Source organism: Streptomyces sp. NPDC107575, assembly GCF_055657265.1.
In genome coordinates this window covers 765,828-777,228 of the sequence record NZ_JBVKBG010000004.1, presented here as the reverse complement: position 1 = coordinate 777,228, position 11,401 = coordinate 765,828, and the positions used below count along the sequence as shown (strand labels likewise).

Sequence of the window (11,401 nt, the reverse complement as noted above, 5' to 3'; positions counted from 1 at the left end):
CCAGGGTGCGGGTGCGCCCACACACGGCATCTCACACCCGGTCCCTCACCGGCGTCTGTCCCACTCGGGCCGCTCCTAATCCGGCAGCGCCAGCTCGAACCACACCGTCTTCCCGGTCTTCCCTCCCGAGCGCTCCCCGCCCGGCCGCGTGCCCCAGCGCCGCGACACCTCCGTCACCAGTTGCAGGCCGCGCCCGCCCTCCTCGTCGGGGGCCGCGGTGCGGGCGCAGGGCGGGTCGGGCAGCGGGTCCGAGACCTCCACCAGGAGGACTCCCGGAGGCCCGGGCGGGCAGGCGAGCCGGACGCCGATGGGCCCGGACGCGTACCGCAGCGAATTGGTCACCAGCTCGCTGACCAGCAGCGCGGCGAGGTCGGCGAGCTCCTCGAGCCCCCAGTCGACGAGCTGTGTACGCACCTCGGCGCGCGCCCTGCGGACGGCCGACGGGTCGGCGGGAAAGGCCCACTCGACGCAGTCGCCTTCAGTGTGGAGCACGCGGATCACATCCCTGGCCCGCGAAGGACCCTGTCCGGTTTCAGAGGGTTAATCGGGATATACCCGGACGGAGTGGCGCGCTATCGCGAAGTGGGGTGCGCCGTGGCACGGACGGCGTAGGCGTGGCGCGCGGGAAACGGGCACGAGCCCCGGTCAGCCGCGGTCCCGCAGGACCTCCTTCACCGCGGGCACGTCCTGGTCGAGCCAGTCCACGGACCAGATCTCGTCCGCCGTCAGCCAGCGCAGCTCGTCGTGGTCCTGGAGGGGGCGCGGGGCGCCGGAGCGCAGGTGGCAGCGCCAGACCCGCAGTACGTACCCGGCCTTCAGCGGCCATTCCCCGGGCACCCGGGCGAGCGGTTCGGCCTCGATGCCGAGTTCTTCGCGCAGTTCGCGGACGAGCGCGTGCTCCGGCGCCTCGCCCGGCTCGACCTTGCCACCGGGCAGCTCCCAACGGCCCGCGAGCTCGGGGGGCGCGCTGCGCCGCGCGGCGAGCAGCCGCTCCTCGGTGTCGTACAGGGCCGCGGCGACCACGACGGTCGGTGATGGTGACTCAGGGGGCATGCGCCGGAGCCTATGGCCCCGTCAGAGCGCCGTGTTGTTCCGCCCCTGCCCCAGGCGCTCCACCCAGTACGTCGGCTGGTGGCCCCTGCGGTCGTCGAGACTGTCGGCCATGCGCTGGGCCTCGGCCTTCGTGGCGTAACGGCCCACCCGGTAGCGGTTCCCGTTGTCGTCCTCGCGGATGACCTGCCACGGAAGTGTGGCCGTGCTGTCGCTCATCGCGCCCCGCCCCTCCCTGGCCGCACCGGCCTCGACTCGCATCGCGCCCTGCCTCCCATCCCCGAGGAAACCGCAAACCGCATATGCCCGAGCCTACGCCTGACCTTTACGCACCGGATACGGATTGGCACAAAGAGATACGCAACAAGCCACGGACCGAACGCGCGGACGACGGACGGAGGGGGCGCACCCGCGTGGGTGCGCCCCCTCCGTCCGTCGTCGGTACGGCGTCAGTGGGTACGAGAAGGCGTACGCACCTCCGGCATCGGCATCAGCACCGGCTCCCCCGTCGGCTTCTTGGTGCAGACGTCGCCGCAGTCGGCGTCGAGGGAACAGCAGAGCGAGCAGATCGGGCCGGAGTGGGCCGGGCAGTCGGCGATGTCCGGGAGTTCGTACGCCGTCTCGCAGACGGTGCAGGTGTGGGTCGCGGTGATGTCCTCCACCTCGACGTCCGGGCCGTTCACCGGGTTCGGCCGCGCCAGGTAGTACCTGCCCTTCGTGGCCCAGGCGATGAGCGGGCACAGGACCAGCGCGAGGCCCGCGGCGATGAACGTGGAGAAGGCCTCGGCGTACTCGCCGAAGAGCCCGAAGAACGCCAGGATCGAGACGGTCGAGGCGATCACCATGGCGCCGAATCCGGCCGGGTTCACCGCGTACAGGTAGGCCCGCTTGAACTCGATGTACTTGGGGCTCCAGCCGACCCGCTTGTTGATGACGAGGTCGGCGGCGACGGCCGCGATCCAGGCGATGCCCACGTTCGAGTAGAAGCCGAGGAGCTTGTTCAGGGCCGCGAACATGTTCAGTTCCATCAGCGTCAGCGCGATGGCGAGGTTGAGGAAGATGTACCAGACGCGGCCGGGGTGCCGGTGCGTCACGCGGGAGAAGAAGTTCGACCAGGACAGCGAACCGCTGTACGCGTTGGTGACGTTGATCTTGATCTGGGACACGACCACGAAGAGCGCGGCGATGGGCAGGGCGACCGGGCCGAGCCACGGCTTGAGCGCCTCGACCTGCGGGGCGATGGGTTCGAGGGCGTGCGTCTTGCCGACCGCTTCGAGGGCCACGAAGGCGAGGAGCGCACCACCGATCTGCTTGGCTGCACCGATGATCACCCAGCCGGGCCCTGCCGCCAGAACGGCCAGATTCCACCGCTTCCTGTTCGCCTCCGTCTTGGCCGGCATGAAGCGGAGGTAGTCGGCCTGCTCGCCGATCTGCGCGATGAGCGAGAGCGCGACGCCGGTGCCGAGACCGAAGCCGATCCAGGAGAATCCGCTGCCCGCGCCCTCGGTGCCGCCGAAGTGCGTGAACTCACCGAAGGAACCGGGAGAGTTGAACAGCAGGATCACGAAGGGGAGCACCAGGCCGATCAGCCAGACCGGCTGCGTCCACGCCTGCACCTTGGCGAGCGCACCCATCCCGCGGAACACGATCGGGATGACGATCAGCGTGGTCACCAAGTACCCGATGGGCAGCGGCAGTCCGAAGACCTCGTGCATCGCCTGCGCCATGATCGAGCCTTCGAGCGCGAAGAAGATGAAGGTGAACGAGGCGTAGATGAGGGACGTGAGCGTCGAGCCGAAGTAGCCGAAGCCGGCGCCGCGCGTGATCAGGTCCATGTCCAGGCCGTACTTGGCGCAGGCCCGGGCGATCGGGATGCCGGTGGTGAAGATGATCGTCGCCGCGCACAGGATCGAGGCGAGTCCGCTGGTGAACCCGTAGGTGAAGACGATGGACGCGCCGATCGCGAAGTCCGCGAGGTAGGCGATGCCGCCGAGCGCGGTGGAGGCGACCGTGGTCTCGGACCAGCGCCGGTAGGAGTGCGGGGCGTAGCGCAGCGAGTAGTCCTCGCGGGACTCGTCGGCGGCCAGCTTGGCGTAACTGCGCTTGGGGGCCCGCCCGTCGGGCCCTCCTGCGGGCGACCCGGACGCCGGGTCTGCGTGGGGTACGGCGGTCTCGGTCATGGCGGCTACCCGTTCCTCCGTCGGCGGTATACCAAGTGCGTTCGGAGAGGGAACATAGGAGCCGTACATGACAATCTGCGGCAGGGCTCGATTGCCTGCCTGTTACGGGAGTTGGGGCGCGGTTAACTCGGGATCACACGGCCCGGACGGCGCGCCCCGGCCATCGGGCACTGCTCCGGCTGTCACCGGCTATCTGACCGGCAGGTGGTATGCGATGCGGTAGCGGTCCGCGGGGACGACGACATCGGCCGTCTCGACCGGTCGGCCCGAGGCGAAGAAGGTCCGGTGGATGACGATCACGACATGCCCGGGGACGCCGCCGAGCGCGCTCAACTCCTCGGCGAGGCCGGGGCGGGCGGCCACTTCCTCCGTCACGTTGTCCACGATCACGTCGATCGCGGCCATCCGCTCGGCCACCCCGCAGCCGCCGAGCGGGCCCTCCTCCGGGAGCATCACCGGCGTGCGCCCCGTGACGGCGAGCGGCTCCCACGAGGTCGCGAGCATCATCGCCTCGCCCGCGTCCCGGTACACGTACTTGGTGCGCATCACGCGGTCGCCCGCGCGGATCGCGAGCCGGTCGGCGACGGAGGCGACCGCCTCCATCTGCTCGCTGCGCGACTCCCAGGTCCCGCGCGCGTCGGGATCGGCCTGCTCCTGCCGGAACGGCGTGGAACCACTGCTCGGCCGGTACCCGGAGCGGGCGACGCGGCGCGGCACGGGCAGCTCGCGCACATACGTCCCCGAGCCGGACCGGCCCTCGACGAGCCCCTCCGCCATCAGGACCTTGCGGGCCTCCAGCGCCACCGTGTCCGAAACCCCGTACTCCTCACGGATCTTGGCCTGTGAGGGAAGGCGGGTGTGCGGCGGCAGCGATCCACTGACGATCTTCTTGCGGAGATCACCCGCAACGCGGAGATACGCCGGCTGCTCACCGAATGTCACTGGTCGTCCCCTCAGATCCCCATCAGATTGACAGACAGCAACAGCGTGGCAACCGTGGGTTGAGGCGTGCAAGCAAAGGCCAAAGAATCACTCGATGTGATGACTTCCGACGTCGGAGGCCTTTACGCAGCGACTTTGCCCAGGTAGTGCATCATTCACACATCGGACCACGGTTCGAGCATTCATACGTTTCCGGGGTCGGGGACGAGTCCCGTCTTGAGTCCCGCGCCGCACAGCGGGACCACCGCGCTCCGGCCGCCGACGGTGCCGCCCTCCCGGGTCGCGGCCCAGCACACCGCGCTGGTCGACTCGACGTACAGGCCGCGGGAGGCGAGGTCCAGCTGGGCGTGCCGGATCTGGCTCTCCGTCACCGTGTGGAAGGCGCCGCCGGATTCCCGTACGGCGCGCAGGATCTGGCGGGCGCGCGGCGGGTTCGGGATGGCGATGCCCTCGGCGGCGGTCGGGGCCGGGGCGTCGTCGACCACGATCTCGTCCGAACCGGCCTGCCACGCGCGCGCGAGCGGGGCGACCGCGGCGGACTGCACGGCGTGCAGGGCGGGGCGGCGGTCGATGAGCCCCGCGTGGTGCAGTTCGGCGACGGCGAGGGCGGCGCCGAGCAGCAGCGTCCCGTTGCCGACGGGGAGGACCAGCACCTCGGGGAGGCGCCCGCCCATGTCCTCCCAGATCTCGTGGACGTACGTCTTGGTGCCGTGCAGGAAGTACGGGTTGTAGACGTGGCTGGCGTAGAACACGCCGTCCTCGTCGGCGGCGGCGCGCGCCGCGCGGGCCGTGGCCTCGCGGTCGCCGGGGACCACTTCGAGGCGGGCGCCGTGGGCGCGGATCTGCTCCAGCTTCTTCGCGGACGTGCTCTCGGGGACGTAGATCGTGCAGGCGAGGCGGGCGCGGGCGCAGTAGGCGGCGACGGCCGTGCCCGCGTTGCCGCTGCTGTCGGCGATGACGCGTTCGGGGCCGAGGCGGGCGGCGAGCGCGGCGAGCATCACCGCGCCGCGGTCCTTGAACGAGAGGGTGGGCATCAGGAAATCCAGCTTGGCGTCCACGTCCGCGGTGAGCGGGACGAGGGGCGTCCGCCCTTCGCCGAGGGTGCAGTCCGGGCGGGGCAGGGGGAGGCATTCGGCGTAGCGCCACATCGAACTGGTGCGGCCCGCGAGGGATTTGAGCGGGGCGGGGGTGGGCGAGTAGTCGAGGTCGAGGGGGCCGTGGCAGGTGGGGCAGCGCCAGGTGAGGGAGCCGGCGGGGATGCGGGTGCCGTCGGCGGGGCAGTAGGTGGTCAGGCTCATGCGGTGAGGTTAAGCGGACGTGTTGCGCTGGGACGGTGTTGCGGCCACGGGGCTCTGCCCCGGACCCCGCGCCTCAATCGCCGGCGGGGCTTGATTTGCTCACCCGCCGCAGAGCCTTGATGTACCCGCCTGCTCCGGCGCGCGTCCGCCGTTGGTGGGTGCGGACGGATCACCCTCTCCCCATGAAGCCAGCGCCTTTCCTTGCTCTCGCCACGCTCGTCGTCGGTGCCACGCTCGTTCCCGCCGCCCACGCGGCGCCCGGAGTCCCCGGTTGCGGTGGGCCCGGATGGGCCTTGAGCACCCGTACCGCCGACCCCGAGAGTCCGTACCACGCCTACGTCGGGAACGGGTATCTCGGTGTACGGGTGCCGCCCGTGGGGAGTGGTTATGCGAGGACCGGTGCGGAGGGGGACAAGACCGGGTGGCCGCTCTATACGCCGCCGTACGACGGCGCGTTCGTCTCCGGGCTCTATGGGCGGGGGCCGAAGAACACCGCTCACCGGGAGGCCGTCGCCGCGCTCCCCGGCTGGACCGCCCTCGATGTGCACGCGCGCGGGGAGACGTACGGGCCGGGCAGTCGTACCGCGGGCTATCGGCAGACGCTCGACATGCGCTGCGGCGTCGTGCGGACCGAGGTCACGTGGGTGCACGAGGACGGGAAGCGCACCGACCTCACGTACGAGGTGCTCGCCGACCGGGCGGATCCGCATGTCGGTGCGGTGCGGCTGCGTGTCGCTCCGCACTGGTCCGGCGAGGTCACCGTCACCGACCGCATCGACGCGCGCGGCGCCCGCCGGATCACCGGAACCGGCAGCGGCCCGGCGGGCAAGCGCACGGCCGCCGTCGGCTTCCGCACCGACGGGTCCGGGACCCCGGGCACCGTCGCCTCCACCCTCCGCTCCCCCGGCCGCACCCACACCGCCCGCCCCGCGAAGGGCTCGCTCGGCACCAGCCAGTCCGCCGACTTCCGGGCCACCGAGGGCGTCGCGTACGACGTCACGAAGTTCGTGGGCGTGGACACCGGTCTCACGTCGAAGGATCCGAGGGCCGGAGCGCTGGCGGCCTCGAAGCGCGCGGCGGCCGGCGGGTGGGACGCGCTCGTCCTGCGGCACAACGCCGCCTGGCGGAAGCTCTGGGCCGCCGACATCGAGACGCCCGGCCGCCCCGCGCTGCAGGCGCGGGTCCGCGCCGCCCAGTACGGGCTGCTGTCCTCGCTGCGGCCCGGCGCCCGCAACAGCATCGCGCCGACCGGACTGAGCAGCGACAACTACGCGGGCATGGTCTTCTGGGACGCCGAGACGTGGATGTATCCGTCGATGCTCGCCACGCGGCCCGAGTTGGCGGAGCCGGTCCTCGAGTACCGGTACCGGACGCGCGGCGCCGCCGCCCACAATGCGCTCAAGACCTCGCAGAAGGGGTTCATGTACCCCTGGACCAGCGCGAGTTCGGGCGACCTGTGGAAGGAGTGCCAGAGCTGGAACCCGCCGCACTGCGTCACCCAGAACCACCTCCAGGGCGACATCGCGCTCGCCGCCTGGCAGTACTACCAGGCGACCGGGGACCGTGCCTGGCTGCGCGAGCGGGGCTGGCCGCTGCTCAAGGGGCTCGCCACGTACTGGAGCGGACGCGTCACGCCGAACAAGGACGACGGCTCGTACTCCGTCAAGGACGTCGCCGGGCCCGACGAGTACAGCAACGGCGTCGACGACGGCGTCTACACGAACGCCGTCGCCGCGACCTCGCTGCGGGACGCGACGAAGGCCGCCGCGCTGGTGGGTGAGCGCGCCCCGGCCGTGTGGGAAGAGATCGCCGACCGGCTCCGGATCCCGTACGACCGCGACCGCAAGGTCTTTCTGCAGTACGCCGGGTACGACATCGACAAGGGCGCCGACATCAAGCAGGCGGACGCCGTGCTGCTGCTGTATCCGCTGGACTGGAAGCCGATGCCGAAGGGCGCGGCGGCCGCGACCCTCGACTACTACGCCGCGCACACCGACCGCGACGGACCGGCGATGACGGACTCCGTGCACGCGGTGGCGGCGGCCGGGATCGGGGAGCCGGGCTGCTCGACGTACACCTTCCTGGAGCGGGCCTCGCGGCCCTTCTTCCGGGGGCCGTTCGGCACGTTCTCGGAGTCGCGGGGCGAGAAGGCGGGCGCCGGGGACGCGCTCGCGGGGACGCCCGCGCAGGACTTCCTGACCGGCAAGGGCGGCTTTCTGCAGGTGTTCACCCATGGGCTGACCGGGATGCGGCTCCAGGACGACGACGCCGTGCGGCTCGACCCGATGCTGCCGCCGCAGCTCTCGACGGGCGTGAACGTCAAGGGACTTCAGTGGCGGGGGCGGACGTACGACGTCGAGATCGGGGCCAGGACCACCCGTGTGCGGCTCACCGGTGGCGCGCCCTTCGCCGTCGACACCCCGGGCGGGCGCAAGGTCGTGACAGGCGCCGGGCTCACCCTGCCGACCCGCCGCCCCGACCTCGCGCCGACCACCGACCTCGCCCGCTGCAAGGCCGCGAGGGCGACCTCCGAGGACCCCGGCCAGTACGCGGGCGCCGCCGTCGACGGCAATCCGGCGACGACCTGGCACCCGGCCGCACCCGGCGCCTCGCTCACGGTCGATCTGGGCGGGGACCGGCCCGTGAACAAGGTGGAGGTGACCGGGGCCAAGGAGTACAGGATCGACACGTCGCCCGACGGTGAGCACTGGAAGCCGTTCGACGGCGCGACGACCGGGCGTTACGTGCGGCTCACCGAGACCGGCGAATCGGCCGAGTCCGTCGGCGAGTTGACCGTGTCCTGAGCCCGGGGGCGTACGACGAGCTGGGCACCGGCCGTGACGACGATGTTGACGGCGAGCGCGATCAGGCCGGTGTCCACGGTGCCGACGTCGACCGAGCCGAACGTCAGCCAGGCGAGCACCGCGACGCCGGACAGGATGCCGATGAGCGCGGGCACCGCCCCCAGCCTGACCTTCTTCGCCAGGCCCATCACGATCGCCGGGGCGAGCTGGGTCAGGCCGCCGTAGGTCAGGAGCAGCAGGTCGGAGAGGAGGCCGGGGCGGGTCAGGCCGAGGACGAGGGCCAGGCCCGCGGCGGCCACCACGCACAGGTGGTTGGTGCGCAGCTGGGTCCGCTCGTTGCGGACGCTCAGGAGGTTGCGGGAGAGCAGGCTGGAGATGCCGACGACGATGGCGGCGGACGGCACCATCGCGGCGGAGGCGGCGGCGACCGCCACGAGTCCGACGAGCCAGCCCGGCAGGGTCTGTCCGGCGAGGGTGAGGGCGACGCCGTTCGGCTCGGTGCCCTTCTTCGCGAGCAGGACGCCGGCGAAACCGATGACGATCGGGATGCCGAGGGCGACCTGGTAGAGCGGCAGCCAGATCGCGTTGGAGCGCAGCACGCGACCGCTGCGGGCGGCGAGCACCGGCGGCCACAGGTGGGCCATGGTGCCGAGGCCGCCACCGATGCCGGAGATGATGACGGCGGTGACGAAGAACGTGCCGTCGTAGCCCTCCTGGTTCAGGGTGAGCAACTGCGCGTGGTCCGCGCGGATCGTCTCGAAGAGGCCGCCGATGCCGCCGTTGACGGACAGGGCGACGCCCGCGACCAGCACCACGAGCCCGATGATCATCAGCGCGTCCTTGAGGTAGGCGACCCGCGCGATGCCGCGGATGCCCGACCACAGGACGAAGACGACGGTCAGGACGGTGGCGAGGACCATGCTCAGGTTGCCGCCGGTGGTGCTGCCGGTCGCGAGCTGCACGATCATGCCGAGCCCGGTGATCTGCAGTTGCAGATACGGCAGCAGGAACACCGCTCCGACGACGGCGACGACCTTGCCGAGCAGCGGGCTGCGGTAGCGGTCGACGAAGAAGTCGGCCTGCGTCAAGTACCCGCCACGCTGGCCGAGTTGGCGCATCCGGGGAGCGGTGAAGTACTGCAGGATGAAGTTGATCGCGAGGTAGCAGACCGCGAAGGACGCCGCGACGCCGCCGCCGAAGGCGATGCCCGCGAGGCCGAGGAAGCTGAAGGTCGTGAAGGCCTCCCCCGCCTGGAGGAACCAGGTGGTGAAGGTCGAGAACCCGCGCTTGGCGACGGTCCACTCCCCCAGTTCCTTGCTGGGGGCGCGGCGGCCCGTGACGCCGACGGTCGCGATGGCGACGATGCCGAGGACCGTGATGACCATGGTGCTGTTCATGCGGCGGCCACCTCGTCCTCCACGTCCCCCTCTTCGGGCCGGCCGGCGAACACCAGCCGGTCGACGACGGCGAGAGCCACGGTGGTGCCCACCGTCCAGAGCAGGCACCAGGCCAGGACCGACGGGATGCCGAACCACAGGTGGGGCCCGTTGACGAACGGCAGGAACGGAGTGCTGAGAAAGGCCAGAACGGGCACGGCGGCCCACAACATGTGCGGAGATCTCATCGGGGCTCCAGCAAGGGGGAGTAAGGGCCCTGGGGGCCTAGGGAAGCCTGGGTGCGCGGCGTCCGTGCCCGGTGGCGGCCTCGTAGGCGGCGCCGATCTCCAGGACGGTGCGCTCGGCGCGCGGCGGGCCCACGATCTGCAGGCCGACCGGAAGGCCGGCATCGGTGAAGCCGGCGGGGACGGAGAGGGCGGGTGCGCCCAGGACGGTGAGCAGATACGCGGAGCGCATCCAGTCGAGGTACGTGTGCTGCTGTCGGCCGTCGATGACGGTCGGGTACTCCAGGTCGACGTCGAACGGCACGACCTGGCTGACCGGGGCGATCAGCACGTCGTAGCGCTCGAAGAAGGCGACGCCCGCGAGGTGCAGGCGGCTGTGCTCGGTGCGGGCGCGGGCCAGGTCGGCCGAGGTGAGCCCGAGACCCTCCTCGATGTTCCAGACCAGGCTGGGCTTGAGCTGCTCGCGGGAGGTCTCCAGGAGCGGGCCGAGGCCGGTGCGGAAGGCCTGCGCGCGCAGGATGCGGAAGACGTCCTCTGCGCCGTCGAGGTCGGGGCAGTCCTCGGTGACGTGGGCGCCCGCCGCCTCGAACACCTTGACCTGCTGGGCGACGACCTCGCGGACCTCGGGGTCGACGGGGACGCGGCCGCCGAGGTCGGGGGCGTACGCGACGCGCAGGCCCTTGAGGTCGCGCTCCAGCGGCGCGCGGAACACGGAACCCGGCGTCTCCAGGGACTGCGGGCAGCGCGGGTCCGGGCCCGCCATCGCCGACAGGAGCAGCGCGACGTCGGCGACGGTGCGCCCCATCGGCCCGGCGACCCCGAGCGTCTCCCACAGGTCGCCCGAGGGCAGCGAGGGCACGCGGCCCGGCGTGGTGCGCAGGCCGACGACGTTGCAGAACGAGGCCGGGTTGCGCAGCGAGCCGCCCATGTCGCTGCCGTCGGCGATCGGGGTGAGCCGGGCGGCGAGCGCGGCGGCGGCGCCGCCACTGCTGCCACCGGCCGAGCGGCTCGTGTCGTACGGGTTCCGGGTCGCGCCGAAGACCGGGTTGAAGGTGTGCGAACCGGCCGCGAACTCGGGGACGTTGGTCTTGCCGATGCGGATGGCGCCGGCCCCCTGGACCCGCTCGACGAGGAGTTCGTCCTCGTCGGGCACGTGGTCGGCGAAGAGCGGCGAGCCGTGCGTGGTGCGCATGCCGCGGGTGAGGTGGGTGTCCTTGAACGCGATGGGCAGCCCGTGCAGCGGCCCCAACTCGGCTCCCGACGCGGCCAGTTCGTCCGCCCGCCCGGCCGCCGCCAGCGCGCCTTCCGCGTCGAGCGTGACGATGGCGTTGAGCGCGGGGTTCACGCGCTCGATGCGGTCGAGGTGGGCGGAGACGACCTCGCGCGCCGACAGTTCGCGGCGGCGAATACGGTCGGCGAGCTCGACGGCGTCGAGCTCGCAGAGGGCGTCGGAATCGGTGGGGCGTACGGGCATGACCGTCCTCGGGCAGGAGGCGACTGTGTGCG

At 71.6% G+C, this 11,401-nt stretch carries 10 protein-coding genes; 1 reads left to right on the top strand and 9 read right to left on the bottom strand.

The annotated features are described in order from the left end of the window. Positions 1-75: 75 nt before the first annotated feature. From ACZ7L4_RS23240 to ACZ7L4_RS23215, 6 genes are all read right to left on the bottom strand, one after another. Positions 76-501, bottom strand: a complete 426-nt coding sequence (locus tag ACZ7L4_RS23240) for an ATP-binding protein (protein WP_472105152.1) — start codon at positions 499-501, stop codon at positions 76-78. A 144-nt stretch (positions 502-645) separates the two neighbouring features. Next, entirely contained in the window at positions 646-1,053 is a 408-nt protein-coding gene (locus ACZ7L4_RS23235) for a (deoxy)nucleoside triphosphate pyrophosphohydrolase (RefSeq protein ID WP_472105150.1), read from the bottom strand. Positions 1,054-1,074: 21 nt separating this feature from the next. After that, positions 1,075-1,269 (bottom strand): SPOR domain-containing protein, encoded by a 195-nt coding sequence (locus tag ACZ7L4_RS23230; protein WP_472105148.1) that lies wholly within the window; start codon positions 1,267-1,269, stop codon positions 1,075-1,077. 230 nt (positions 1,270-1,499) lie between these two features. Then, positions 1,500-3,230, bottom strand: coding sequence for a purine-cytosine permease family protein (locus ACZ7L4_RS23225; protein ID WP_472105146.1), 1,731 nt, complete (start codon positions 3,228-3,230; stop codon positions 1,500-1,502). 189 nt (positions 3,231-3,419) lie between these two features. After that, positions 3,420-4,172 (bottom strand): GntR family transcriptional regulator, encoded by a 753-nt coding sequence (locus ACZ7L4_RS23220; protein WP_472105145.1) that lies wholly within the window; start codon positions 4,170-4,172, stop codon positions 3,420-3,422. 182 nt (positions 4,173-4,354) lie between these two features. Then, the gene (locus tag ACZ7L4_RS23215; protein WP_472105143.1) at positions 4,355-5,470 is read right to left on the bottom strand and encodes a threonine synthase; all 1,116 of its coding nucleotides are present in this window, start codon (positions 5,468-5,470) and stop codon (positions 4,355-4,357) included. Between the two features lie 182 nt (positions 5,471-5,652). On the opposite strand from ACZ7L4_RS23215, the gene ACZ7L4_RS23210 reads away from it, so the two are divergent. Further along, positions 5,653-8,274 carry a discoidin domain-containing protein gene (locus tag ACZ7L4_RS23210; protein ID WP_472105142.1) on the top strand — a complete coding sequence of 874 codons (2,622 nt, stop codon included), beginning with the start codon at positions 5,653-5,655 and terminating at the stop codon, positions 8,272-8,274. Here the strand turns inward: ACZ7L4_RS23210 and ACZ7L4_RS23205 are convergent. Genes ACZ7L4_RS23205 through ACZ7L4_RS23195 form a run of 3 tightly spaced genes read right to left on the bottom strand, consistent with a single transcriptional unit; the run spans position 8,211 to position 11,369 of the window. Continuing rightward, the gene (locus ACZ7L4_RS23205) at positions 8,211-9,671 is read right to left on the bottom strand and encodes a sodium:solute symporter family protein (RefSeq protein WP_450811088.1); all 1,461 of its coding nucleotides are present in this window, start codon (positions 9,669-9,671) and stop codon (positions 8,211-8,213) included. The genes ACZ7L4_RS23210 and ACZ7L4_RS23205 overlap by 64 nt on opposite strands. After that, positions 9,668-9,898, bottom strand: a complete 231-nt coding sequence (locus ACZ7L4_RS23200; RefSeq protein WP_472105141.1) for a hypothetical protein — start codon at positions 9,896-9,898, stop codon at positions 9,668-9,670. The genes ACZ7L4_RS23205 and ACZ7L4_RS23200 overlap by 4 nt, the downstream gene beginning before the upstream one ends. Before the next feature lie 37 nt (positions 9,899-9,935). Further along, the gene (locus ACZ7L4_RS23195; protein WP_472105140.1) at positions 9,936-11,369 is read right to left on the bottom strand and encodes an amidase; all 1,434 of its coding nucleotides are present in this window, start codon (positions 11,367-11,369) and stop codon (positions 9,936-9,938) included. Positions 11,370-11,401 lie beyond the last annotated feature (32 nt).

What these genes read in the sequence shown, in the direction of transcription:
- ACZ7L4_RS23205 (WP_450811088.1), bottom strand. Translation starts at nt 9,671, where the DNA reads ATGAACAGCACCATGGTCATCACGGTCCTCGGCATCGTCGCCATCGCG.
- ACZ7L4_RS23210 (WP_472105142.1), top strand. Translation starts at nt 5,653, where the DNA reads ATGAAGCCAGCGCCTTTCCTTGCTCTCGCCACGCTCGTCGTCGGTGCC.
- ACZ7L4_RS23195 (WP_472105140.1), bottom strand. Translation starts at nt 11,369, where the DNA reads ATGCCCGTACGCCCCACCGATTCCGACGCCCTCTGCGAGCTCGACGCC.
- ACZ7L4_RS23200 (WP_472105141.1), bottom strand. Translation starts at nt 9,898, where the DNA reads ATGAGATCTCCGCACATGTTGTGGGCCGCCGTGCCCGTTCTGGCCTTT.
- ACZ7L4_RS23235 (WP_472105150.1), bottom strand. Translation starts at nt 1,053, where the DNA reads ATGCCCCCTGAGTCACCATCACCGACCGTCGTGGTCGCCGCGGCCCTG.
- ACZ7L4_RS23215 (WP_472105143.1), bottom strand. Translation starts at nt 5,470, where the DNA reads ATGAGCCTGACCACCTACTGCCCCGCCGACGGCACCCGCATCCCCGCC.
- ACZ7L4_RS23225 (WP_472105146.1), bottom strand. Translation starts at nt 3,230, where the DNA reads ATGACCGAGACCGCCGTACCCCACGCAGACCCGGCGTCCGGGTCGCCC.
- ACZ7L4_RS23230 (WP_472105148.1), bottom strand. Translation starts at nt 1,269, where the DNA reads ATGAGCGACAGCACGGCCACACTTCCGTGGCAGGTCATCCGCGAGGAC.